This is a genomic window from Halococcus saccharolyticus DSM 5350, from assembly GCF_000336915.1.
In the GTDB taxonomy this organism is placed as follows: domain Archaea; phylum Halobacteriota; class Halobacteria; order Halobacteriales; family Halococcaceae; genus Halococcus; species Halococcus saccharolyticus.
In genome coordinates, this window is record NZ_AOMD01000029.1 from 43,724 (window position 1) to 65,447 (window position 21,724).

At 59.4% G+C, this 21,724-nt stretch carries 31 protein-coding genes; 20 read left to right on the forward strand and 11 right to left on the reverse strand.

The annotated features are described in order from the left end of the window. Positions 1–216: 216 nt before the first annotated feature. The 3 genes from C449_RS13165 to C449_RS13175 form a co-directional block, all read right to left on the reverse strand. A complete protein-coding gene (locus tag C449_RS13165) occupies positions 217–2,526 on the reverse strand; it encodes a heavy metal translocating P-type ATPase (RefSeq protein ID WP_006078526.1) in 2,310 nt (769 codons plus the stop codon). A 58-nt stretch (positions 2,527–2,584) separates the two neighbouring features. Then, entirely contained in the window at positions 2,585–3,334 is a 750-nt protein-coding gene (locus C449_RS13170) for a helix-turn-helix domain-containing protein (protein ID WP_049914203.1), read from the reverse strand. A gap of 65 nt (positions 3,335–3,399) precedes the next feature. Further along, entirely contained in the window at positions 3,400–3,684 is a 285-nt protein-coding gene (locus tag C449_RS13175; RefSeq protein ID WP_049914205.1) for a hypothetical protein, read from the reverse strand. Positions 3,685–3,838: 154 nt separating this feature from the next. Between C449_RS13175 and C449_RS13180 the strand changes: the two genes are divergently transcribed. The 3 genes from C449_RS13180 (at position 3,839) to C449_RS13190 (ending at position 7,034) form a co-directional block, all read left to right on the forward strand. After that, positions 3,839–5,017 (forward strand): ISH3 family transposase, encoded by a 1,179-nt coding sequence (locus tag C449_RS13180; RefSeq protein WP_006078530.1) that lies wholly within the window; start codon positions 3,839–3,841, stop codon positions 5,015–5,017. 1,085 nt (positions 5,018–6,102) lie between these two features. Then, positions 6,103–6,564 (forward strand): helix-turn-helix domain-containing protein, encoded by a 462-nt coding sequence (locus C449_RS13185; RefSeq protein WP_006078531.1) that lies wholly within the window; start codon positions 6,103–6,105, stop codon positions 6,562–6,564. Then, positions 6,561–7,034 (forward strand): hypothetical protein, encoded by a 474-nt coding sequence (locus C449_RS13190; RefSeq protein ID WP_006078532.1) that lies wholly within the window; start codon positions 6,561–6,563, stop codon positions 7,032–7,034. Before C449_RS13185 ends, C449_RS13190 begins: the two co-directional genes overlap by 4 nt. 205 nt (positions 7,035–7,239) lie before the next feature. On the opposite strand, the gene C449_RS13195 is transcribed toward C449_RS13190, so the two are convergent. The 7 genes from C449_RS13195 to C449_RS13225 all read right to left on the reverse strand — a co-directional run bounded on the left by C449_RS13195 (position 7,240) and on the right by C449_RS13225 (position 10,108). Then, positions 7,240–7,446: a hypothetical protein gene (locus C449_RS13195; RefSeq protein ID WP_006078533.1), complete on the reverse strand. Its 207-nt coding sequence runs from the start codon at positions 7,444–7,446 to the stop codon at positions 7,240–7,242. A 106-nt stretch (positions 7,447–7,552) separates the two neighbouring features. Continuing rightward, complete coding sequence (locus C449_RS13200) at positions 7,553–7,921, reverse strand: hypothetical protein (protein WP_006078534.1); 369 nt, start codon at positions 7,919–7,921, stop codon at positions 7,553–7,555. Between the two features lie 164 nt (positions 7,922–8,085). Next, positions 8,086–8,271 (reverse strand): hypothetical protein, encoded by a 186-nt coding sequence (locus C449_RS13205; RefSeq protein ID WP_049914207.1) that lies wholly within the window; start codon positions 8,269–8,271, stop codon positions 8,086–8,088. Positions 8,272–8,356: 85 nt separating this feature from the next. Then, positions 8,357–8,866: a DUF6166 domain-containing protein gene (locus C449_RS18375; protein WP_006078536.1), complete on the reverse strand. Its 510-nt coding sequence runs from the start codon at positions 8,864–8,866 to the stop codon at positions 8,357–8,359. A 147-nt stretch (positions 8,867–9,013) separates the two neighbouring features. After that, positions 9,014–9,298 (reverse strand): GNAT family N-acetyltransferase, encoded by a 285-nt coding sequence (locus tag C449_RS13215; RefSeq protein WP_006078537.1) that lies wholly within the window; start codon positions 9,296–9,298, stop codon positions 9,014–9,016. Positions 9,299–9,456: 158 nt separating this feature from the next. Further along, positions 9,457–9,726 carry a hypothetical protein gene (locus C449_RS13220; protein WP_006078538.1) on the reverse strand — a complete coding sequence of 90 codons (270 nt, stop codon included), beginning with the start codon at positions 9,724–9,726 and terminating at the stop codon, positions 9,457–9,459. 97 nt (positions 9,727–9,823) lie between these two features. Continuing rightward, a complete protein-coding gene (locus C449_RS13225) occupies positions 9,824–10,108 on the reverse strand; it encodes a hypothetical protein (protein ID WP_049914208.1) in 285 nt (94 codons plus the stop codon). A 196-nt stretch (positions 10,109–10,304) separates the two neighbouring features. Between C449_RS13225 and C449_RS13230 the strand changes: the two genes are divergently transcribed. The 14 genes from C449_RS13230 to C449_RS13305 all read left to right on the forward strand — a co-directional run bounded on the left by C449_RS13230 (position 10,305) and on the right by C449_RS13305 (position 18,606). Further along, positions 10,305–10,724, forward strand: a complete 420-nt coding sequence (locus C449_RS13230) for a hypothetical protein (RefSeq protein ID WP_006078540.1) — start codon at positions 10,305–10,307, stop codon at positions 10,722–10,724. A 514-nt stretch (positions 10,725–11,238) separates the two neighbouring features. Continuing rightward, entirely contained in the window at positions 11,239–11,505 is a 267-nt protein-coding gene (locus C449_RS13235) for a hypothetical protein (RefSeq protein ID WP_006078541.1), read from the forward strand. A 628-nt stretch (positions 11,506–12,133) separates the two neighbouring features. Further along, positions 12,134–12,679, forward strand: a complete 546-nt coding sequence (locus C449_RS13245) for an SWIM zinc finger family protein (RefSeq protein WP_006078542.1) — start codon at positions 12,134–12,136, stop codon at positions 12,677–12,679. 173 nt (positions 12,680–12,852) lie between these two features. Then, positions 12,853–13,323, forward strand: coding sequence for a hypothetical protein (locus C449_RS13250; RefSeq protein ID WP_006078543.1), 471 nt, complete (start codon positions 12,853–12,855; stop codon positions 13,321–13,323). Further along, complete coding sequence (locus tag C449_RS13255; RefSeq protein WP_006078544.1) at positions 13,320–13,994, forward strand: DUF6884 domain-containing protein; 675 nt, start codon at positions 13,320–13,322, stop codon at positions 13,992–13,994. The genes C449_RS13250 and C449_RS13255 overlap by 4 nt, the downstream gene beginning before the upstream one ends. Before the next feature lie 128 nt (positions 13,995–14,122). Continuing rightward, a complete protein-coding gene (locus tag C449_RS13260) occupies positions 14,123–14,365 on the forward strand; it encodes a hypothetical protein (protein WP_006078545.1) in 243 nt (80 codons plus the stop codon). Positions 14,366–14,438: 73 nt separating this feature from the next. Beyond that, positions 14,439–14,774, forward strand: a complete 336-nt coding sequence (locus C449_RS13265) for a hypothetical protein (protein ID WP_006078546.1) — start codon at positions 14,439–14,441, stop codon at positions 14,772–14,774. 166 nt (positions 14,775–14,940) lie between these two features. Further along, on the forward strand, positions 14,941–15,864 hold the full coding sequence (locus tag C449_RS13270) for an ArdC-like ssDNA-binding domain-containing protein (RefSeq protein WP_006078547.1): 924 nt from the start codon (positions 14,941–14,943) through the stop codon (positions 15,862–15,864). A gap of 101 nt (positions 15,865–15,965) precedes the next feature. Next, the gene (locus C449_RS13275; protein ID WP_006078548.1) at positions 15,966–16,490 is read left to right on the forward strand and encodes a hypothetical protein; all 525 of its coding nucleotides are present in this window, start codon (positions 15,966–15,968) and stop codon (positions 16,488–16,490) included. Positions 16,491–16,653: 163 nt separating this feature from the next. Further along, positions 16,654–17,136, forward strand: a complete 483-nt coding sequence (locus tag C449_RS13280; protein ID WP_049914213.1) for a hypothetical protein — start codon at positions 16,654–16,656, stop codon at positions 17,134–17,136. After that, positions 17,133–17,336, forward strand: a complete 204-nt coding sequence (locus C449_RS13285; protein ID WP_006078550.1) for a hypothetical protein — start codon at positions 17,133–17,135, stop codon at positions 17,334–17,336. The genes C449_RS13280 and C449_RS13285 overlap by 4 nt, the downstream gene beginning before the upstream one ends. Beyond that, complete coding sequence (locus C449_RS13290) at positions 17,333–17,512, forward strand: hypothetical protein (protein WP_049914214.1); 180 nt, start codon at positions 17,333–17,335, stop codon at positions 17,510–17,512. Before C449_RS13285 ends, C449_RS13290 begins: the two co-directional genes overlap by 4 nt. Positions 17,513–17,917: 405 nt before the next feature. Further along, entirely contained in the window at positions 17,918–18,118 is a 201-nt protein-coding gene (locus C449_RS13300) for a hypothetical protein (protein ID WP_006078552.1), read from the forward strand. 200 nt (positions 18,119–18,318) lie between these two features. Continuing rightward, positions 18,319–18,606 carry an amphi-Trp domain-containing protein gene (locus C449_RS13305; RefSeq protein ID WP_006078553.1) on the forward strand — a complete coding sequence of 96 codons (288 nt, stop codon included), beginning with the start codon at positions 18,319–18,321 and terminating at the stop codon, positions 18,604–18,606. Positions 18,607–18,748: 142 nt separating this feature from the next. Here the strand turns inward: C449_RS13305 and C449_RS18540 are convergent, their stop codons facing one another. Further along, on the reverse strand, positions 18,749–19,483 hold the full coding sequence (locus C449_RS18540) for a hypothetical protein (RefSeq protein ID WP_206536541.1): 735 nt from the start codon (positions 19,481–19,483) through the stop codon (positions 18,749–18,751). Between the two features lie 237 nt (positions 19,484–19,720). On the opposite strand from C449_RS18540, the gene C449_RS13315 reads away from it, so the two are divergent. The 3 genes from C449_RS13315 to C449_RS13325 all read left to right on the forward strand — a co-directional run bounded on the left by C449_RS13315 (position 19,721) and on the right by C449_RS13325 (position 21,679). After that, positions 19,721–20,479 (forward strand): potassium channel family protein, encoded by a 759-nt coding sequence (locus C449_RS13315; RefSeq protein WP_006078555.1) that lies wholly within the window; start codon positions 19,721–19,723, stop codon positions 20,477–20,479. Between the two features lie 347 nt (positions 20,480–20,826). After that, entirely contained in the window at positions 20,827–21,327 is a 501-nt protein-coding gene (locus tag C449_RS13320) for a hypothetical protein (protein ID WP_006078556.1), read from the forward strand. A gap of 1 nt (position 21,328) precedes the next feature. After that, the gene (locus tag C449_RS13325) at positions 21,329–21,679 is read left to right on the forward strand and encodes a hypothetical protein (protein ID WP_006078557.1); all 351 of its coding nucleotides are present in this window, start codon (positions 21,329–21,331) and stop codon (positions 21,677–21,679) included. Positions 21,680–21,724 lie beyond the last annotated feature (45 nt).

The window sequence follows — 21,724 nt, forward strand, 5'->3', positions numbered from 1 at the left end:
TGTTTAGCAGAAGTCCTCATACTCCCACCGGACAATCTCCCCGCTAGCTGTCAGAACTGCCGTGCAAGATACAGAGGCTGTATCTCGCATTGGCCTCTGTCGCTGTCTCTTGCCCTCTTATCAAGTGAGGCATGGCTGCCTCACTCTCTCTATAGGGACAGCCAGTAACGACCCAACTGAGTCGCCACTAATATCATCGTTCACGCGCTAAAAGCATCAATCAGGCTTCAGTCGTGAGAGGCGCATCGCGTTACCCGTCACACCCAGACTCATCCCCATATCACCCACCACGACTGCGAGCGCAACACTCACGTATCCCAGCGGGACACCGACAGCGAGTAATGCCTTCGCACCGAGACTCGCCCAGATGTTCTGCCGAATCACCCCATTTGCCGTCTGCGACAGTCTGTATAGGTACGGCAGTTTCCCAATGTCGTCGCCCATCAGTGCGATATCAGCGGTTTCGAGGGCTGTGTCCGTCCCTGCTGCACCCATCGCAATGCCGATATCAGCGGCGGCGAGTGCGGGTGCGTCGTTGATTCCGTCGCCGACCATCGCAACCATCCCGTGTTCGGCCTGCAATTTCTCGATAGCCTCCACCTTTTGATCGGGCAGCAGTTCAGCGCGGTACTCGTCGACGCCGACCTGCTCGCCGATGGCCCGTGCAGTTCCCTCGTTATCGCCCGTCAGCATCACTACATGGCCGACACCGCGTTCATGCAGACGCTCGACCGCACGCTGCGAGGTCGAGCGTACTTCGTCGGCGATTGCAATACCGCCTACCAACTCCGCGTTTGTTCCAACGAGGACGACTGTTCGACCGTCTCGCTGGAGTTCTCCGAACACATAGTCAATGAATTCTTCCTGCTCCGAAGGAGGGTCCCGAGAGATACCTTCCGAGACGGTCCCTCCATCGGTCACGCTGCGAGCTTGCGAAAGGTCAAAGCCGAGTTCCTCGAATAGTGCTGGCTTGCCTGCATAGTATGTCTCACCGCCGATTTCGGCTTGGATGCCTTTTCCAGTCAAGCTCTCGAAATCAGACGGAACGGGGAGATCAGTGACATCAGCCTCGTCCGCACGAGTGAGGATCGCCTCGGCAATCGGATGTTCACTGCGCTGTTCCAATCCTGCGCCATATCGAAGTACATCCGTCTCGCTGTGCTCTCCAAGTGGGACGATGTCGGTGACAGTGAGTTCACCCTTCGTGAGCGTCCCAGTCTTGTCCAGCGCAACAGCGTCAACCTCACCCATCGCTTCGAGGTGGTTGCCGCCCTTGATCAGCACGCCGTTTTTCGCAGCACTCGTAATCCCGGAAACGACCGAGACGGGCGTCGAGATGACGAATGCGCATGGACACGCGATGACGAGCAGGGTCAGTCCACGAATGAACCACGTCTGCCACGGCCACCCGAGCGCGAGTGGCGGCACCGCTGCCGTGAGGATCGCCAGCACGACGACTGCGGGCGTGTAGTAGCCCGAGAATCGGTCGACGAACTGTTCCTGTTCGGTTTTCTTCTCCTGAGCGCCCTGCACCATCTCAATGATCTGCGAGAGCGTCGAATCGCCCGCTATCGAGGTAGCCTCCACTTCGAGATAGCCTTCTTGATTGATGCTTCCAGCGTACACTTCTTCGCCCGGGGATTTGTCGACAGGAACGCTCTCCCCAGTGATCGGTGACTGGTCGACCGCGCTCTCTCCCTCAATGACCGAGCCGTCAAGCGGAATCTTCTCGCCGGGACGGACAACAACGGTCTCACCCATTTCCACGTCTTCAGCTGGCACGGTCACCTCGTCGCCATCCCGGCGGACCGTAGCCTCATCCGGTGAAAGCTCCATCAGCTCACGCAGCGAGTTGCGTGCTCTGTCCATCGCATAGTCTTCAAGCAGTTCTGCGATGCTGAACAATACAGCCAGCGTCGCGGCTTCAACGAAGTAGCCGATGCCGGTGGCGGCGATGATCGCTGTCCCCATCAGGAGGTCGATATCGAGGCTCCGATTGCGTGCGGAGTAGTACCCGCCGCGAACGACAGGATACCCGCTGACGGCGATTGCGACTAGGAACAGTCCATCCGCGAGCGTGAGTGAATAGCCGAGAAGGGTCGCCACCTCAGGATTCTGGCTGGCAAGGACGAACTCAAAGAGGAGACCGAGCACGACGAACGCCGCTCCGATCCACGTCTTGATCGCGCGCGAACTCGTCCAAATTTCCGCCGGAGGTGCAATTTCCATGTCATCGGCGGATTCTTCATCAGGACCGTCTTCGCCGCCAATGACTTCATAGCCCGCACCCTCGATGGCCGCAACCACGTCGGCCTCGGCGGCACGGTTAGGATCATAGGCCACCGTGGCCGTGCCTGTCGTGGGTTGCAGGGTGGTATCAGTGACCCCATCAACGCGCTGGAGACTCTTGTCTACTTTCTGCGCACAGGAGGGGCAGTCCATCTCTGGAACGGTGAGCCGGACGGACGACTCTTGTGTCTGCTCACCGTCGTTTTCCCGCTCCGCTGCGTCTACAGTTTCGGTCATCACTACGAGATAGGGCAGTCAACTCGATAAGCGTTAGTTGGAAAATTCCAATCCGGGGTCAGAGCGGCGTTGACAGCTCGTCTGGTAGCTGCTCACGAGCGACGTACCGCTTTGCCAAGTGTTCCTCCGCCCGCCGGAGTCGGTAGGTAAGCGTCGACCGTGGCGCGTCAAGATGCCCAGCCAACTCAGACACATCGACCTCCCGTGGTGACTCGTAGTAGCCGTGTTCAACGGCGGCCCGGAGAGCCGCTTCCTGCTCTGACGACAACTCGGTTGCACTGTCGTCCCCCTCGCTCGCCGGTGTCGAGGTAGCTGTTGTTCGGAGCATCTCCATCTGCGCGCAGTCGCCGACAGCAGTCTTGATCTCGTCGAAGAATGCACTTACATTGCCTTCGTCGGAATGAATGATGCGCCACGTGTAGTGGCGACTCTCGTGGCGCGTATCGAACAGCAAGCCGTTTCCGAGGTGATCGCGTGCGATGTGGGGGATGGACGAACAGAGGGGAGTGCGCTCCCAGTACGAGTAGAGAACGAGTGTGTCGTCGGTATGGTCGAGAACCTCTGTACTCTGAGTAGCGTCGCAGTCCTCGGTGGCGAGACAGTCCGCGTAGTAGTCGCTGTTGAGAAAAGCGTCTTCAATGTCGACGAGAGCATTGGACGTTCCTGTAGCGTGGTCAACCCGCCAGAGGCGGTCTTCGGTGACGTGGAGTGAGAGCGAACGAATCGAAGCATCTGGATAGTCAGCGAGAGTATCTGCCACCCTGTTGCATTCAGCCTCGTATTCGAGAGCGAAGACGAGTTCGCGCATGTAGTGCTGTAGGCGACACTGAGGCATAACACATGGCTTCGGGCCGTCCTGGTTCAGTTGTTGGGTCAGATCACGTCGTTGGGTTCATGAATCTCCTGCATCCGCTGTGCTTCGGCGGCGTACCGTTCTTGGAGGTCAGGGTCATCGACAGTACCGAGGTTATCCAAATCGGCATTGACGGCCGCTGTGGTGTCGCGCACGTCGGTAAAAGAGGTTAGTGCTCGTTCCTTCCGATAGTACTGCTCCCCGTCAGTGGTCGCATAGGTGAGGATGATTAGATTCTGCTCGTCGTCAGAGTATGTGCGTTCGACCAGCCACACACGCACGTTATCGTCCAGTTGATCCGGCATGTTCATCTGGTCGTCGCTCCGGGGATTAAATGGTATAGAAACGGCAAAAACAAATGATTGTCTACAATTCGGAGTTTGTCTATATAGTCGGTAGTTCCCATCGGATCAGAACGTAGTCAGGACTGATGAGGTTAGATTCTCAGAGAGCGTCTGGATGGGTGTGAAGTTCCTCTACCATCCAGACACCGTTCTTACGGTCTCTGACCTTGAAACCTTAGCGCTTGATCTCCACTCTGAGATCCCAATCCCCGGAGTCGAAGGCTGCGGCTTCGACTCCGGGATCATCCGACAGACGCTCCTTCAGGCCGCTGTCGATCAGAAGTCCATCAAGGCTGTCACTGACACCACTCGTGGAACGTACTCCGATGATTACACGCTTGCGCAGCTTCACACCGTCCCGCCCGCTGAACTCGAAGCCGTCGTCAACGATCTCCTCGTTCAACAGGCGGCGATGATCCTCGGCCTCGGCCCGAGGATCATCTGCCTCGACTTCGTCGATATCCATTATCACGGCTGTCCACACGCTGACGCGGGCGAACTCTGTCACACGAAGCCTCGCGATGGCACCTCCCAGTGCCATCGCTACCTCGCTGGATTCGTCCTCTGTCGGGCCAAACCACTCGTCGTCGCAATCACACCCGTCCGTGGTGACGAACCGAAAAGCGACGCGGTCGAGCGTCTGCTCGACCATGTCGCGGTCCTTCCGTTCGACATCACTGGGCTCCTTGCCGATCGTGGGTTCTACGACGGAACGTCGATCGAGCGACTGGATGCAGTAGCATCAGTCGCTCTTCCGATCGTCCGTGGCGGCGAACAGATGGCCGAGAAACTGAACACGACGGTTTCCTACTGGACGGAGTACGTGATGTACGAGGGAAGCGAGCGGGAACTGCGCTTCCCGCTCGCGGTCTGTGTCTCCTACCAGCACGGCAACCGAGGTAAACACGGCTTGCTCGTTCGAGCGTACGTGGCGTGCGATCTGACCGATCGCACGCCGAAAGACGTCGAAGCGCTCTACCGGAAGCGCTCGGCGATCGAGACAGCTTTCCGAACGATGCGTGAAGCACGCGCCCGAACCAGCACGACAGATCCAGTCGTGCGGCTGTTATTCGTTCTGGTGAGCTTTCTCCTGCGGAATCTCTGGCTGATCGTTCGATGGGGCGTGCTCGCCACGCCGCGACGCGGCGGGCGAGCACTGCCGGTCTGGTTCCGGTTCGAGGTTTTCCGAGAGTGGATCGATCACGCTCTCGATGATACCCTCCGCCGGAAGTGGGAAGCACCAACCAACGGTGTCGGTATCCCGGCGACTTACAGCCAGCTGGACGCGGGCTGAGATCGCCCGCGTCCAGCGGTAACCCTGTAACGGAGCGACGGCTTCGCATCTTGTTTGACGTGACAGCTCTCTCACTTCCGTGGAATCACCGTCTTAGCGTGCTTCAGTGAAGCGGCCTGTCTGATCTCTCCCCTCCCATCAAAAAATCGAGTCAGCAATCAGGACCGATGGGAACTACCGATAGTGCCGAATCGATGTCGGAGCTTAGGGAGCCGTGAACCCGACTTTCGACACGATCCCAGGGGTTTCGCATCGAGGAATTTGGCGTCCTATTTTCACACATCAGATACGACGACTGACCGATCTCGATGTGCAACATCGAACGGTTCACTTGTTGATTTCGTCCGAAAATGCGACCGTCGAGAGGGAAATAAAAAACTGGTTCCCGTAAATGGGCATTGAGTCACCCGATCAGAATACCGTTGACGAGCCAATGTGTAAGATACGCGCCCTCTATTCAGCACGGCTGCTGAGAACTACTGAGATACCGTCAAGAACACCGTGATCGACTCAGAGGCTATATCTCGCATCAGACCTCTGTTGCTATCTCTTGCCTCTTTATCGGTCCATACAGTCAATTTTCTTTGTCTTCGTCGACGAGGAGCGAACTCTTGACGAGGTTCTTGGTTGCCCGTCGGAACCGTTCGGAAAGTGCCTGGTGGGGTACGAAAAGCGGGATGAGCGACTTAGTGGTTGGAAAAGCTTCTCATCCCAATAATACGGACAGACGCGAGATACATAATACCAAAACAATTTCACAGAATGACAGAACCAAGTGAATAGCGCTAATCGTGAACTCCGTGAACTGCATTCCTCCACTCGGTTGTACGTCGAGAAGAGCGCCATCCTAATTTTGCCCATCAGATCTCGTCATTGAGTGCAGGCAGTATGCAAGATACGCGCTCTGTATCTCGCACGCTGATTTCAGCAGATAGCCAATCTGTGATATTGGAAAGTACGAAGACTTCAGCGAATCCCTATAGTCCGATCACCGTCGATGGTTTCGCAGCGGCGAGTCCGATTCTGAATATGGGGTAGGGGGGCGACAGAATAAGGCTTAAGCCGTATCTCTAAGCCGTCGATATATGGACTCGTGCGATGGGTGTGTTGAGCAAGCCTCCACACAGGACGGTACGAACCAGTGGGACGCCGTGCGGAAGCTTGCACAGTTCGAGGCGATGGCGGGGGACGGATCGGGACCGGATTTAAGCGAAACTATCTGCTTCTTTTTCGGCCTCGCTTTGTCGGATTTCGAACTCTACACGACGCTGCTGGATCATCAGCGGTCTACCTCACGCGAGCTCGCGGAGACGCTCGGCAACGATCGCAGCCTCATCAACAAACGGCTCTTGACACTACGGGAGGCCGACCTGGTAAATCGTGAGACGCACCCACTCAGTGATGGTGGCTACGAATACCGGTATCGCGCACAACCGCTCCCCGAAACGGTCGAGGAACTAAACGACGAAATCGAGGCGTGGTCCGAGGAGGCGGTGACTCGTTTCCAGCAGATCACGCCATCGACACCAGCCGACGGTTCTCCATGAGCGTTTTTCGGAGACTCCGGTCGGCTGTTGCCGATGTTCTCTCGTCGGTACGGGAACGCGCTCGCAGCGAGGACCGCGAGTACCAGGACATCGACGCCGACGAAGATTCGGAAAGTCTGCTCAGCGGTCGATCGGTGTCGATCAAGCGTGGTCGAGTGCTCCACGACCGCGACGACGACCAGGACAAGCAGCTACTCGCGACCGCCGTTCGCGAGCAGCGGGCGGATCAATTCGAGGTGCCCGGCAGCAGCCAGACAGTCGCCGACTATAACCCGGAGTATCCCGTTACAGATCGCGTGATCGAGGTCCGGTTTTTCGAGACGCTCGACGCTCACCTCGGAGAGTGGACCACCGAGAACGTCCTACGGCGCGAAGCAGACGGAACGCTCGACGCCGGAGATCCCTACTACTATCCCGAGAGCCGTGTCGAGGGCGCTCCCCAGCAGTCCCAGGACGCCGCGAGCGATTAAAGCGCGAACGACGGATAGATGATTTTCCCAAACGGATCGGAGCCGCCGACCGGCGCGAAGGCCGCCGCTCTTACCAAACATCCGAACGCGACAGGCCGTTAGATGTTTGGTAAGAACAGGCGACGGCGCTCGACGCTCGCGGTCGGCGAAACGGAGCAATCAGCCCAGTTCCGAAAACGGCAGCGAGTGGCGTCAACCCTGCTGCTTAGAGTGCGTCGATGCCTCCCTCACCGCCGCCGAAGTCCGCGCGCTCACTCCGACGCGGGTGGCCGAGCGCCCCGCACTCGGGACACTTGCGCCCGGCCTCGCTCTCGTTCCACTTGTTCGAGCACTCATTACACCGGGTTTCCGGGTCGCCACCGTCAGTTTCCGAGCAGTCCTGCGTGGTCGAAGCGTCAGTAGTGCGTTCCATAGGTGTTCACCGGGGCGTTCCCCCGTATCACCAATATACGGTCGGATAAACTTAAACCCTCCGGTATCGACTAACAGGGAGGGGGACAAAACCGCCGTGTCAGCCATTAGTTCACCAATTCAGCGGGGGTGAGATGTAGGTGATCGCTGTCAGGCAACTCCTCCCAAAACTCAAACTCCTCGCCGGTCGTCGGGTCAGTGATCGGGTAGCCCCGCCATGCCGTCATGCCGCCGTCTACCTCATCAACGACAGTGCGTTCGCCCTCAAAACCGACGCGAAGGAGTTTGTCGTCGTCGTTATCGTAGTGAAGCACCACCGCGCCGCCGGGATCAACGACGCCCTCGGGGGCCTCCTGATAGAGGCGCGTCTCACCGTTTTCATCGACCAGCGACCACACCGACTCGTCGGGGTCGAGCAGGTCGGTGTCAATCTGGAAGCGATCAACAGCGTCCGTGCCGTCAATATCTCGTACCATAGGTGTTCTCCGGGGCGCTCCCCCGTATTACCAATATACGGTCGTAAACGGATAAAGGTTCCGCTCCTCCCTTGCTCAGACAAGACTCATACCGCCGCTACCGCGAGAAATCAGCAATATGAGCAGATCGAACGACCGGTTCGCGAACCGAAGACGATGGGGATTCAGAGAACCCCTTGAACCAGCGCCCACACCGACGCGAGCGCGGTGATTGTCGTTAGTACCATTTTGACGGCTTTCAGCACCGTCATGCTGGTTTTTAGCCGTTCCTTCAGCGAGGGGCTTTCTTCATTCTCAGCGCCGTAACCGTGGCGGTCCTCCGGTGCTGAGTTACCGTATGTAAGTGCCATAGGTGTCCACCTCTACATTACCAATATACGGTCGAATTCACTTAAAACTGTCGCCTCTGGATTTGATTATCGGAGTAGTACGGCCTCAATCGCAGCGGGGACAGCCGTTCATTTTCAGGCCCGAGCTCAGTGATTCCATCCCGCAGCCCTCACACCGGTAGAACGTCTCTCCGGTGGGTTCGCCGTTGATTATCTCATCGTGGGGACCGGAAATCTCAGTCGTCGGGGTCGAGTCCTCGATTTGAGCGGGATCGAGGTAGTTCTCGACGGTCGCGATGTCGATCGCCCACTCGTCGCCGTCGAGAGCGGCTACCACGTCGTTTTTGAAGTCCTGATAGTGGTCGAACGCCACCGTGTCGGCGTAGTGATCGGCGAGCAGTGCGAGCGCCAACTGTGCGGGACCGCTGCCGCCGTAGCCCCATTCGAGGCCGGTCGGCGAGTGGTTTGCGAGGTCGGTGCGGGGATCGAGTTGATGCCCGTCCGGGCCGACCACGCGGTTGCGCTCGGTCGAGCGTCGGTATCCGGTGTAGGCGGCGTCTCGATCGTCAGTTTTGAGCTGTGCGTCGTCGTGGGACCGCTTTTCCGTCGTTGCCATAGGTGTTCACCGGGGGGCGCTCCCCCTATACTACCAATATACGGTCGGATACGGATAAACCCTTTGATCGAGTCCGGTGCTAATCACGCGACAGTAGCCGCAAGAGCAGCGAAAACGCCCGATCAGCCCACTGATTTAGTCGGTGTTTCATCCGGTGAGATCGCGCTCGGCAGTTACGAATCCGTCGGCGTTCGGACCTTCAACAATCGACATTCCGAACGTATCGGTGAGGAATCGGCAGGCAATCTCGCCGCCGCCCATGTTCACCACCACGTACTCGTACCCCTCAGCGGCGAACCGATCGAGCAGCGCGCTCATGACGGCAGTACCCATTCCCGTCCGCCGTTCGGCCTTGATGACCCGAAAATGGGTGATATTGACGCCGTTCTCGCCCAGCGGCTCGTAATCGTATTCGATTTTCGAGCGCGTCATCAGTACCCGTGATAGTGGGCCGAGTTCCGGTTAGACGCCACCGCCGAGCGCCAGTCATCCTCGGAGCGGTGGGCTTCGTAGTCGATCAGCCGGTAGATCGCCGTCCCAGCCCATTCACACTCGGGACAGAACGCCGAGGCGGTCGCGCCGTTCCCGGTCTAGGTGTAGTCTCGAAGTTCGACGCGCGAGTGCCCGCAGACCGGGCAACCGTCGCCGATTTGAGTGTATTGCGGCCCCACGTCGCCGGTCACGCTATCAGCGTGAATCCCGTGGTTCTCGCTCAGGATTCTCCCGACCTGTCGCCCGAGGTCTTGTAGGATGGTTTCGCGCTCTTGCTCGCCATCCGGCAGAGCAGCGCCGGAGACGCGGATCACTAGCTCGTCGGTCTGTTCCTCGCTGTCGTGGGTGGTGGCTTCTTCGTGTTCCATAGGTGTTCTCCGGGGCGTTCCCCCGTACTACCAATATACGGTCGGAAAAACTTAAACCCTACGATCCACGGGCGAGAAGTAGCCGCCGCTCAGTTGTTCATTCGTCGGCAGAGAACCGGACAGCCACGCCCGGATCATTCAGTTTTCCGCCGTCGCGGGCGACAGGCGGATCGAGAGAGCGGGCATCGAGAGTCGTGTCGTGATCGGCGAGTGCCGCGTCGAACGTCGCCGAGTCGTCCCGGTCGGGGAGCACCGCCCACCCGATCACGCGAGCGTCCTCGTTGAGTTTCACGCCCGAAGATTCGACACACTCGGCGGCGTTGAGTGCGTTCCGCAGGCTCACCATCCGTTTCACGCGGTCGGCGAACTGTTCCGCTGGCATGGCCGGGGGCTTCCCCGGCGGGCGATCGGTCGGTTCCATAGGTGTTCACCGGGAGCGGGATCGCCCCCGACATATCTACATTGTAGATATAGACACTTGAACCCGTCGATTCGCCGGAAGGCGGTCGAACAACCCAACCCTTAAGTGCATGACTCTACAATGTAGATATACGAGGGAACCCCCTCGGAGAACACCTATGGCAATCGCACAATCCGCAACCCTCGACGCCGGAGCCGACGAGAACAGCCCCGACATGGACGACCTCGACGCCGCGAAGCGCCGAGGCGTTCGTGCCCGCCGCGAGAGCATGATCGTAGTGCCCCAAACCGACGACGAGGGCGTGTGCATCGGCATCTACGACGTGCATAGCGAATCGGGCGAGCACTACATGGTCGTGCTCGATCAGCCCGAGTGTTGCGACTGTCCCGATACGGAGTATAACGGCGCGGAGAACTGCAAGCACCGCCGTCGGGTGGCCCTCGAAATCACCGAGGAAGGATGCCCGGCCCCCGGTCAGGAGATCGGCGACTACGCCGATACGCTCGACAGTCACCGCGAGGCGCTGCGCGAAGACCTCGAAACGGTCGCGGGGATGCTCGACCCGCTCGCCGACTAAGCGCCGCACGGTCGCCAACACCAGTCGCACCGTTCGTTCGCGAGCTCACAGCTGCTTTTCGCGCCGACTAGATCGGGAGATCGAGCCGCCAATCGGAGCAACCCCCGGAGGGCAAGGCAAACGCTTTTCAACTTGTCCCTGTCTACAACCGAGTGCAGAGGCCCCACCTCTGAACTCCATCCATAGGTGTTCACCGGGGGGCCTTTTGCATTCACTATCCTCCTAAGCGACAGCTATCGGCCCACAGCGGCGCGACGATCCACCGAATCAGTCAACCGCCGTTCGCCGCGATCCCTAACCCTCGCATACCCGACACTCTTACCAAACATCTAATCGTGGCCGGTGTCCGGTTGTTTGGTAAGAACGGCCGACCCTCGCGATCGGAGCCGCTAAAACCCGAGAAAACAGGAACAGCAGACGTTTTCTGGCGGTGTCGCACCGAACCCGAAGCAAAGCTCTTATCCATATCCGACCGTATATTGGTAGTACGGGGAGCGATCCCCGGTGAACACCTATGGGACGAAAGGAACGACACGACCTCAGTCCGCTTCGACCGATCAGTATCGTCTCGGTAACATACGGCGCGAGTCTCGCGTGGGCCGTCGGAACGCTGGCATACTGTGTCCTTTTCGCGCTGTTCGTCGCCGCGAACGGCGGAGACGTCCCGCAGTGGACGTTCCGAGGCATGGGAATCGCGTGTCTCAGCGGCCTCACGAGTGCAATCCTGTTCGACCTCTACAAGCGCGAGGGCGAGAGTCGCCAGACCGACGGCAACGAATAGACCAACCACCGACAACCGGCGTCGGTGAAACACTTTCCTCGCAGTCTAATTATCGCATCTCAGGGCCTATATCGACAGATATAGCCAGATGTGAGCGAGCCAAAGCAAAGCCTTTATCCGCATTCGACCGTATATTGGTGATGCAGGGAAGCGTCCCGGAGAACACCTATGGAACGGAACCAGCCGAACGCGGACGACACCGAAGAACAGCACGGAGTTACGGAGATCTCGGGATACGCGGCCTGCGTGGAGGCCCGTTGATGACGGCGTTTTGCGTCGGTTGCGGCAAGGATATGTGGGAATACAGCGATGAGGAACAGGAGGAAGGTTGGTGTATCTCCTGCGCGCCGGAACTGTACGAGCTCGGTTCAAAATTCGGCCCTTCGGTTGACCCTGTATCCGGCGTTGAGGATACCCGGAAGGTAGAAGCGCGCGCCGATAAGTGACCGCGAGGAGTGTTGTATTTCGCCGAGCAGCAACGTCCTGAATGATAGAGGTAGGTTCAGCCGGGTCCTGATCGACCGCCTGCGGTTGCTATCGCGTGATTTGCACCGAGCTCGATCAAAGGGTTTATCCGTATCCGACCGTATATTGGTAGTATAGGGGGAGCGCCCCCCGGTGAACACCTATGGCACGAACCCAAGCGGCGAACGGCGACGAATCGGGCGAGAACGAGCATTTCGACGCGATCGACAAGGAGGAGAAGCGTATCCACCGCGCGCTCGATAGTTTCATGCACGTCGAGGCGACGAGCACGCCGGGCGAGCACCGCGTTCACAGCGGTTCGGGGAGTACGTACACGGTGAACCTGCTGGAAGGGTCGTGTACGTGCCCGGATGCCGAGCGGTCGGCCATGTGCAAGCACATGGTTCGAGTCGTCGCCGTCACCGGTGAGACGCCCCTCAGCGCGGGCGAGAACACCGTTCCCGTGACGCTCACCGCCGACGCGTTCGACGAGGTGGCGAGCGCGGTGAAGGTGCTCGATGACGCCGAGGAGATCGTGAGCGCGTTCGACGGCGCGGGCGACGAACGCACCGGTGCGCTCACCGAGCAGCAGTGTGCCGACGCTGCCGACGCGGTGAAAGCCGCGCTGGGTATGAGCGGCCCGATGGGGGCCGACGACCACGACGCCGCAGTGAACGCCCGCGAGACGCTCGAAACCGCCTCCGAGTAGGTCGGCCCCGATCGCGCGCGTCGAGGGCGAGGGACTCTTTTCGACCGAAACTCAGTTGGGTCAAACCCGGCTACACGGGCCTGTTGGACCCTCTATCGGGTGGTTAACCCAATCCCAGGACGAAGGCTTTATCCGTACCCGACCGTATATTGGTAATATCGAGGTGAACACCTATGGAAACCAATTCAAACCTCGTGACGACGAGCGGGGCCGTGCAAGCATGGCGCGACGACCGCGAGAACATGACCGACGCGGAATTGTCGGGGCTCACCCGCGAGGGCGTGATCCTGCGCGACCTCAATGCAGGCGTGTTCCTCCGGGTGATCGACGCGCCCGCCGAGAGCGGTCCCGAGAGCGAGCGATCGGTGACGTTCGAGGACGACAACGGCAAGCACGCCACGTACCAGCTAGATCACCTTCGGTCGTATCTGACGCGAGGGACGGTCGAGCCGGTCCCGCGCGAGGTGATCGAGAACGCCGAGCAGATCGTTCACGACGTCGCGCGCCACGAGCTCACTCAACTCGACACTCTTTCGCGGGACTCGGCGTACAACGTGACCGAGCACACTGAAACATACGCCGACGCCCGGAACGCGCTTTTGCTCGACGGGATCGACGGAATCGAGGAGGACGCCGACGCATGAGCCAGACCGAACGGACGGAAACGACGGTGCTCGTCGGGTGTGGAGCCGAAAAACAGAACTCGCCTACTCCCGCCCGCGACCTCTATACATCGTCGTACTTTCAGAAAAAGCGCGAATACGCCGAGACAGTCGGGGACTCGTGGGCGATCCTGTCGGCGCTGTATGGCTCTCTCGCCCCTCAGTCGCGCACCCGGCCCTACGACGTAACGATCAGCGACTATCCGCTCGACGTCGATGAGCGGGATCGAGCGGAGTACGCGACCGTCGAGGAGTGGGCCGAGTCGATTCTTGAGGGCGTCGAGAACCGCGTTCACAACCTCGATCGGTGGGACGACCGCGATCCACTCGGTCGGATCGTGATTCTCGCGGGCCAGAAATACGTCGAACCGCTCCGCGAGGGACTCGACGCGCTCGCCGACGAGCACGGCTTTGAGGTAGTGTATCCGTTCGACGACACCAGCGGGATCGGCGATCAGATCGGGTGGCTCACCGAGGGGATCGAGGCCGCCGAGGACCGGGACACCGGGGTTTCCGCTGGTTCCGAAGCCGATACCGGCGACGTCGAAGCCGACCGAGGAGCCATACCCAACGAGGACGCAAACGCGACCGAGAACAGCGGCCCAGCGCAGGCCGACCTCGGCGGATTCGCTAATCGGGACTCGGGGGCTTGAATATGGTCGCTCAGGCTACTCTACCGGAGACCGAGAGGGTGATCGGGTCGTATAGTTGCGGCCACGGACGGACCCACCAAGTCCCGAGCGCCGACGTTCAGATTTACCGGGCAGGCGGGGCCGGATTCATGGCCGGGTGTGAGTGCGGCAGCGGCCCGATCGACCCCGAGACCGCGGGGGTGTTTCTCGGCGACCACATCGTGCTACTCGGCGGGCAAAGCTTCGATACCCGATTGTGGCTCGCACTCGACGAACGCGCCGAGTGGTTCCCCGGTCGGGACCCGGATCTTGAACCAGTCAGCGGCGGCGAGACTCCCCGAGAGCGCCGGGACGCCCGGCGGTCAGAATTACATAGCCAGATCGACGAGTAGCTGGTTCAGACCAACGTTTTAAGTTTATTCGACCGTATATTGGTGATACGGGGAAGCGCCCCGGAGAACACCTATGGCACGAAACCAGTCGAACGCGAACGACCGAGACGCACAGACCGAGGCGATTCTTGACGAGATAGACGCGCAGACGCCGGATGAGTCGATCCACCGGGCATACGCCGAGTCGCAACTCGGGCGGGTGCAGGTACTCGACGTCAACGACATAGCCGACGAGGAAGGGCTTGACCGCGAGGAACAGCCCGCAGAGGTCGCAGAAGCCGTGATCGACGCCCAGTCGGACTACTTCGGAACGCTCGCGGAAACCAACGAACTTCGGGACCAGTTGGAACAGTTCGGGATTGAACTCGACGAGGACGCACCCGAAACCGAATACGCTTGGTGGCAGTAGGCGCGTCACGCCCGTAGCCGCTTTTTTGCCGAGCTCAGACTCCGAGAGACGCCGGTATCAGGCTTTCAGACCGCCGACTAAGCCACCGATCGCCGACCGGGATCAAAGCCTTTATCCGTATCCGACCGTAAATTGGTGATGCGGGGGAGCGCCCCGGTGAACACCTATGGCAACGACGCAAACCACCACGGACGCGGCGGATTTCGGGGAAAAGGACACGCGCAAAGACGATATGCGGGAAGCGACCGAGGAGTTCGTCGAGGACCTCATCGACGAGGCCAGTTCCGCGAGCGAGAGCGAGACGCTGAAAGAGTTTCTCGACGCGCAGAGCGCGTTTCACAATTACAGCTACCGGAACACGCTGCTCATCAAAATGCAGTGCCCGCACGCGACCCGAGTCGCCGGGTATCGGACGTGGCAAGACGACTTTGATCGGCAGGTTCAGTCGGGCGAGGAGGCGATTTATATCCTGTATCCGCACACTGCCGAGCATACGTGCCCGGAGTGCGGGAACACGCCGGACTATCACGATAGTATCGGGTGCGAGTACGACGACACCGACCCCGAGGAGTGGGATAGCGGGATCGTGACGTGGCGGACGGGTTCGGTGTTCGACGTCTCACAGACCGAGGGCGAGCCGCTGCCGGAGCTTCCGACCGACGCCGAGGGCGAGGCTGACGACCTACTCGACGCCATGCTCACGGCGGCAGACGCCCTCGTGAGTAGTGTCGAGATCGTCGACGCCGACGAGTGGACGCGCGGCAGCACGAAAGGCGTGTGCGACACCGCCGAGCAGACGATCGAGGTCAAAGACCGCGCGAACGCCGCCGTCGCCGGGACGCTCGCCCACGAGCTCGCCCACGCGCTGCTACATCAGGGCAACGAGACGGACGACCGGAAAGAGCGAGAGCTAGAAGCCGAGGCAGTCGCCTACGTGGTCGGTCGCCACTTTGGGCTTGACGTCAGCGGGTCGGGCTTCTATCTCGCGGCGTGGGAGAACGACGACGCCGAGGAGATTCGGGGCCACCTCAGTCGGATCGCCACGACGTCGAGCACGATCATCGACGCGATCGCCGCCGAGATCGAGTAAGCGATCGCGGGACCGGTTTTCGCGCTGAGTCGAGGACGAAACCCTTTTCCGTATAACTCTACAATGTAGATACACGAGGGAAGCCCCCTCGGAGAACACCTATGGAACGCGAAGAACGGCACCGTGGCAAGCGCGGTACGAACGTCGAGAACAGCCCCGAGAGAATCACCGCTGCCGATCGCCCCGGCCACGGGCGCGTTGGCGGGATCGACGACCCGGTAGCACGGTCGGAGTACGGCGACGATCCCGAGGCGGTTCGCGAGGCCCAGCGGGACGCAGCGGGCGACCTCGAGGACGCTCACCAGCACGCGACCGTCTACCAGTTGGCCGATGGGGAGAGCGAGCGACCCCGCGAGATCCGCCACGATCCGAACGGTGCCAGCCTGTCGATCGGTGACTTGATCGAGCACTACGAGCTCGCCGGTGAGGAGGATGTCGTCGACCTGTCGGACCTGTGGGAGCGGTGGAATCGCGGCAGCGGCCAGGAATCGCAGGCGTTCGTCGAGGCCGAAACGCGGAGCCTGTCGGTCGGCGACATCGTGGTGCTCGACGGAGACGCCTACCGGTGCGATCGGATCGGATGGACGGCGATCGAGCTTTGTGAGGACGGTCAGACGGCGGAGTAGCCAGCAGTCCCTCCCGCGCCGTGGTGGTCGACGTTCGGACGATCGCAGACGTCGACGCTGTTCGACTCAGCGCGCGGGCGTCCCGGTTCGCGGCTTCCCCGCCAGAAAGCCGCTCAATCAGGAGTGAACACCTATGGAAGCCCAGGAGACTCAGCCCAAACCCATGTCAGACGACGAGGTTTCAATCAACGAGATACAGACAGTGACCGTTCGCGAGCGCCAATCCCAAAGCGGGCGCTTGATACTCGTCTCTCTCACTCCGGCGATCCGAGCCGCCGGGCTTGAGGCAGGCGGATCGTTCCGGTTCCAACCGGGGGCCGTCGACGAGATCGGGATGCTTCCGGCGCTCGGGTTCGGCCCCGACGAGGACATTTCGAGCGGGCCGCTCACGCGCAAGATCCTCGAGGAAGGAGCCGGCGGCCAGACGCTTCGGTTGCATATCCCCGAGGAGGCGCTTGAGGCGATCCCAGGGTTCCCCGAGATCGACGCGATCGACTGGGACGATCCGCCCGAGCTCACCGTATTCGCGGGTGATCGGATGCTCGCGTTCGAGCTCGCCGAGAGCCGATCGGTGACCATCAATCGCGACGTCGACGACGGAGGTGGTGACGGAGATACCGACGAGTCCGAGCAGGTGGACGGATGAGTGGGGAGGTCGAGGCGGTGATCGGTGGCCCCGGCGTCAGCGAAATCACCGACGAGCAACTACAGCCAGTCGAGGAGTGGATACACTCAGAACACGACCACCAGCACGAATACAGCCTGATATTCGGGGGCAACGGTCCCTGGGTGCTCTGCCTATCGTGTGAATGGTCCGAAGACCTCCCCGATCGCCTCTATCAATGAGCTCCGACCAGTCGGATCTGGCCGCGTTCGGCGGCACCGAAGCCAGCCCGGAGAATGCTTGTGTCCGATACGAGGTATGCGGCAACGTCGTCCCCGCGAACGGACAAATCTGTGGGTCGTGTCTCGACACGCTTCGAGCCGACGATCGCGAACACCAGGAGGCCGCGAACATATGAGCACTACCGAGTCACTCACGAATCGCGAACGAGTTGAGAACGCACTCGCAGCGCTGCTTGAAACCGACGAGAACGGCAACAGCTATCGGTACTTTCGCGCGTCAGATCTAAACGATATTGACCCGGAGGTATCGGGTGCAATCGCCGGGTCGCACCTTCCGACGATCGAGGAGGAGTCACCCCTATCGAACGGGTTAGTCGTTGACCGATACACCGATACGGACTGTGGGCCGACCTTGTGGACCGTGCGGAGGGAACAATGAGCGAGTGCCGCCAGTGCGGTGAGTCGACCGATCGGGACTCAGTGGCCGAGCAGCCGCTTTGTTGGGACTGTGCCGACCACGGCCCTGTCGCCGATCCCGACGTCGAGCTTACCGATCAGTCGAAACCGACCCTCTCAGGCTCATGACCGACCCAAAGGACCGGAAAGACGCGACGTGGCACAAACGAGGCGACGTCGCAATCCTAGTCGAGGATACGGAGGTCGGGCGGGAAATATCGCTGTATGAGCGCTGGGAGGGCGAGTGGGAACGACAGTTCACCATGCCCGCAACCGTAGCCCGCGAATACTTCGCACTGTTCGACGAGATTTTCCCCGAGGAGTAGGCACCCGGTTTCTCCTGGCCTGGGCCTCTAATCCCGGAACGCGAGCAGCCTCTATAGTGTTTACCAGAAGTCCTCATACTCCCACCAGACAATCGTCCCACCAGCTGTCAGAACTGCCGTGCAAGATAGAGAGGATATATTCAGCAGAGCGGTCCCGACAGAGGGTTGCAGTTATCAGTATTGGCGGTGTAGGTGTCTACATGCCTGAAGAAGTCCTGTTCAAATCGGAAAGCGATCAGAGTCAGGAAGAGATCGCAGCATACCTTCGCCGTGTAGCCGATAAGTTGGAACAAGGGGATGCGATCACACTCAAATCGGGATCCGAGTCCGTGACGATGGAGCCGCCAGCTCGCCCGACGTTCGAGGTCAAAGCCGAGCGTGAGGGACCGACGAATGGGCCCGGTGAATTAAGTATCGAGTTCGAACTCGAATGGGACGAGAACGGCAGTGAGGGAGATGGGGAAGGTGGCCAACTAGAAATCGAGTAATCAACTACTGCCCCGTATCTCATGCATACTGCGTGAATTGGCGAAACGGTGTCAGGAAGTGCGTGCGAGGTGTAGTGGGGTATCCTACTGTCCATACAAAAACAACTGCCAGGTACAAGGGACGTGTCCCAGCGGTAGATTATTACTCGGGAAGGCTTGCACGGATAGAACGACAGATCGCAGGTTCTAACCCGGTATTCCGATATCCCGCTGCGAGATTGAGATCGATAGCCCAGAATCGGTTTTCCGCATCCCGGACGAAATCGACCCCGAGACCTCGAAGGTCGGTTCGTTCGACGAGACGCTGGAGGCGGGCGGTAAGCCCCGGTCTGGCTCGAGCCTTGCTGAGGAATCGCTTTGGGCCGTACAGTTTCGACGTGACGCGCCTGCCCTCCGTCTGTATGCACTCCCCATCGTTGACGGCATAGTACTTGTAATCGACCGGATTCGTCGGGACGAGTTCTTGATAGAAGTCCCCATCGCCGTTCAGTTCGGGCTCACCATTCCAGATGTAGTAGTCCTTTGCAACGTACTCTCCCGCGGGTTTCTCAAACGTCACTGTGGGGGTATTAAATCCCACTTCCTCAAGCGCTTGCAGACAGATCAGGCGGGAGCTAAACGCTATCGTTGCAGGGAGATTGTTCCACAGAGGTATACCCGTTCTCCGGGCGTGGTCAAGAGAAGGGAGCGTGACCGGGAAGAATTGCTTGTTGACAAGTAGTGAGAGGTCGTCGAGTTTACTCGACGAGATTTCGGAGCGAGGATCGAAGAATCGGACAGCATAACCGGATTCACGAAGGCGGTCGGCGACTGCGGAGAACACTGGCTGATCCGCAGAGCAGAGGATACCGATTCGGTCGGCAGCATTCCGTGTCATCTCTACTGCCAAATAGTGTCTGAACCGGATAGCACTTGGCCGTCAGGCTCTGAAACGTGGGGAGAAACCAACAGACGAAATCAGTCAGTGGAAGGGCGTGCGAGATACGCGCCCTGTATCTTGCATAGACGCGTCCGATCTGCACATTTCCCGTCAGTAATGGCGTGACCGATGCAGAGCGTGCACTCTCTACGTGGGGTGGTGAATGTTTACAGATATGGGGATCCACATCTCGGTATGGTTGCCACGTATCCAATACTGTCACTACTGGTCATCTTCGCGCTCTCATTGTTGATTGTGCGTATTGGCTCGATCGCGCTGGAGATGACAGGCCTCTCTCCAGATATATCCTCCTTCCAAGCCGCATCAGCATTCTCTGGAGCGGGATACACGACCGATGAGGCCGAACGGACTGTCGCCACGACAGGCCGCCGCAAAACTGTGAAGGCGCTCATTCGCCTTGGCAGTATTGGACTCCTCGGTGCGATTTCGTCGCTTATCCTTTCGTTCACGCGTACTGGTGGCGAAAACCTGTTGAACTTACTGTATATTCTCGGTGGTGCCGGTGTAATCATTCTGTTCGCACGGAGTCAGTGGTTCAACCGCCTCGTTACGCCACTCATTGAGTGGGGGCTTGGTAAGACGACAGAGTTGGAGGTCACGGATTACGCCCAATTACTCGGGTTGCAGCGCGAGTATCGTGTAGCGGAGGTGGAAATCAACACGAGTGATTGGCTGGCAGAGAAGACGATCACCGAATTGGATTTACCGAGCGAAGGTGTGTTAATACTCGGCATCCGCCGAGATGACTCATACATTGGTGCGCCGCAACCAGATGTGGAGACGAAACCGGGGGACACGCTTGTCCTCTACGGGAAACAAGACCGTCTCAAAGAATTGTCAGACCGTCTCACTGGAGATACAATGGCTCGGGGAGATGCTGTTGAAGACCACGAAGAAACGCTCGAAGAGCAAAAACAGCTCATTGAACAATAAGCACACCCATCGAACGGATATTTCAGCAAATGTATCATAGTAATAGGATTTCAACAGAACCGAGATTCATCGGTCTGTATCGTTATCGTGGCTATCTATGTGCAAGATACGCGCTTTGTATCTTGCACGCCGATTTCAACAGATACCCAATCTGCGATGTTGGAAAGTACGAAGACTTCAGCGAATCTCTCTAACACCCCGTCGTCGATATGTATTCGACGTGCAGAAACGACGTTTTGTATGGATGTGAGCGGCTCTTATTCCGATTCTCGATAGAACCATTCCGCTACACTTATCTGTTTCCGACCGTATATTGGTAGTACGGGGAAGCGCCCCGGAGAACACCTATGGAACGGAACCAGCCGAACGCGGACGACAGCGAAGAACAGAGCGAAACCGAACCGTTCGCAGACGCGCCCCTCGATCCCGAGGCTATTCTCGGGACTCGGACCTTCGAGAGCGTGCTGTTCTCGGAGGAACACGCGGAGCGAACGGTGCCCGTCGACGCCCGAACGGGCGAACGTACCCGGCAGATCGAGGATAGCGTCGAGCGAGCGGAGGCATTTGTCGCTGACGACCCCCGACGAGTCGCCGTCCCGCAGCGAACGGAGGCGATGGTCGAGACACAGAGCGCGCCTTACGTCTCGACGATATTCTACGATTCCAAGGTTGTACGCGGCAAAATCACCGACAAAGGTGAGTATGGTCGCCCGACCTTCGCGAACAACGGTCACGACCTGGAATGGACCTACCGAGCAGCTACTCAGTCGGACCAATACGACGTCGAGCTCGTCGAGGCTGATTACGAGACGGGTGACGTCACGATCACGGTGGAGGAGGTGGCCTAAGATGGGTGCAGCGTCGTTTTTCACCAAAGCGTTCGGCAGTGACGCCGACGAAGCGTTCCGTCGAGCGGTTGAGGAGGCTGAATACCGTCACGGGAAGGCGGGATACACCGGGACGATCGCCGAAAAGCCCGGCTACACCGTGATCCCCAACTCGGAGCACAAGAACCGAGACAAGGAGAAATACGCGAACAGCCTCATGGCCGAGCAAGACGACCGGATAGACGACAAGTGGGGGAACGCCGGAGCGATCAACCTCAGCGGGACGCAGGCGGCCCAGCGCTACCGCAAGCGCAACGGGCTCAAAGGCAATCACGGATCGGTATGGCTGTTCTTCGGAATGGCTAGCTGCTGACGGCTCGCCAATTCGCGGCTTCCGCTCGATCGAGCGATTCCTTCA

Coding starts and splice junctions, on each gene's coding strand:
- C449_RS13165 (WP_006078526.1), bottom strand. CDS start 2,526: ATGACCGAAACTGTAGACGCAGCGGAGCGGGAAAACGACGGTGAGCAG.
- C449_RS13170 (WP_049914203.1), bottom strand. CDS start 3,334: ATGCGCGAACTCGTCTTCGCTCTCGAATACGAGGCTGAATGCAACAGG.
- C449_RS13175 (WP_049914205.1), bottom strand. CDS start 3,684: ATGCCGGATCAACTGGACGATAACGTGCGTGTGTGGCTGGTCGAACGC.
- C449_RS13180 (WP_006078530.1), top strand. CDS start 3,839: ATGGGTGTGAAGTTCCTCTACCATCCAGACACCGTTCTTACGGTCTCT.
- C449_RS13185 (WP_006078531.1), top strand. CDS start 6,103: ATGGACTCGTGCGATGGGTGTGTTGAGCAAGCCTCCACACAGGACGGT.
- C449_RS13190 (WP_006078532.1), top strand. CDS start 6,561: ATGAGCGTTTTTCGGAGACTCCGGTCGGCTGTTGCCGATGTTCTCTCG.
- C449_RS13195 (WP_006078533.1), bottom strand. CDS start 7,446: ATGGAACGCACTACTGACGCTTCGACCACGCAGGACTGCTCGGAAACT.
- C449_RS13200 (WP_006078534.1), bottom strand. CDS start 7,921: ATGGTACGAGATATTGACGGCACGGACGCTGTTGATCGCTTCCAGATT.
- C449_RS13205 (WP_049914207.1), bottom strand. CDS start 8,271: ATGGCACTTACATACGGTAACTCAGCACCGGAGGACCGCCACGGTTAC.
- C449_RS18375 (WP_006078536.1), bottom strand. CDS start 8,866: ATGGCAACGACGGAAAAGCGGTCCCACGACGACGCACAGCTCAAAACT.
- C449_RS13215 (WP_006078537.1), bottom strand. CDS start 9,298: ATGACGCGCTCGAAAATCGAATACGATTACGAGCCGCTGGGCGAGAAC.
- C449_RS13220 (WP_006078538.1), bottom strand. CDS start 9,726: ATGGAACACGAAGAAGCCACCACCCACGACAGCGAGGAACAGACCGAC.
- C449_RS13225 (WP_049914208.1), bottom strand. CDS start 10,108: ATGCCAGCGGAACAGTTCGCCGACCGCGTGAAACGGATGGTGAGCCTG.
- C449_RS13230 (WP_006078540.1), top strand. CDS start 10,305: ATGGCAATCGCACAATCCGCAACCCTCGACGCCGGAGCCGACGAGAAC.
- C449_RS13235 (WP_006078541.1), top strand. CDS start 11,239: ATGGGACGAAAGGAACGACACGACCTCAGTCCGCTTCGACCGATCAGT.
- C449_RS13245 (WP_006078542.1), top strand. CDS start 12,134: ATGGCACGAACCCAAGCGGCGAACGGCGACGAATCGGGCGAGAACGAG.
- C449_RS13250 (WP_006078543.1), top strand. CDS start 12,853: ATGGAAACCAATTCAAACCTCGTGACGACGAGCGGGGCCGTGCAAGCA.
- C449_RS13255 (WP_006078544.1), top strand. CDS start 13,320: ATGAGCCAGACCGAACGGACGGAAACGACGGTGCTCGTCGGGTGTGGA.
- C449_RS13260 (WP_006078545.1), top strand. CDS start 14,123: ATGGCCGGGTGTGAGTGCGGCAGCGGCCCGATCGACCCCGAGACCGCG.
- C449_RS13265 (WP_006078546.1), top strand. CDS start 14,439: ATGGCACGAAACCAGTCGAACGCGAACGACCGAGACGCACAGACCGAG.
- C449_RS13270 (WP_006078547.1), top strand. CDS start 14,941: ATGGCAACGACGCAAACCACCACGGACGCGGCGGATTTCGGGGAAAAG.
- C449_RS13275 (WP_006078548.1), top strand. CDS start 15,966: ATGGAACGCGAAGAACGGCACCGTGGCAAGCGCGGTACGAACGTCGAG.
- C449_RS13280 (WP_049914213.1), top strand. CDS start 16,654: ATGTCAGACGACGAGGTTTCAATCAACGAGATACAGACAGTGACCGTT.
- C449_RS13285 (WP_006078550.1), top strand. CDS start 17,133: ATGAGTGGGGAGGTCGAGGCGGTGATCGGTGGCCCCGGCGTCAGCGAA.
- C449_RS13290 (WP_049914214.1), top strand. CDS start 17,333: ATGAGCTCCGACCAGTCGGATCTGGCCGCGTTCGGCGGCACCGAAGCC.
- C449_RS13300 (WP_006078552.1), top strand. CDS start 17,918: ATGACCGACCCAAAGGACCGGAAAGACGCGACGTGGCACAAACGAGGC.
- C449_RS13305 (WP_006078553.1), top strand. CDS start 18,319: ATGCCTGAAGAAGTCCTGTTCAAATCGGAAAGCGATCAGAGTCAGGAA.
- C449_RS18540 (WP_206536541.1), bottom strand. CDS start 19,483: ATGACACGGAATGCTGCCGACCGAATCGGTATCCTCTGCTCTGCGGAT.
- C449_RS13315 (WP_006078555.1), top strand. CDS start 19,721: ATGGTTGCCACGTATCCAATACTGTCACTACTGGTCATCTTCGCGCTC.
- C449_RS13320 (WP_006078556.1), top strand. CDS start 20,827: ATGGAACGGAACCAGCCGAACGCGGACGACAGCGAAGAACAGAGCGAA.
- C449_RS13325 (WP_006078557.1), top strand. CDS start 21,329: ATGGGTGCAGCGTCGTTTTTCACCAAAGCGTTCGGCAGTGACGCCGAC.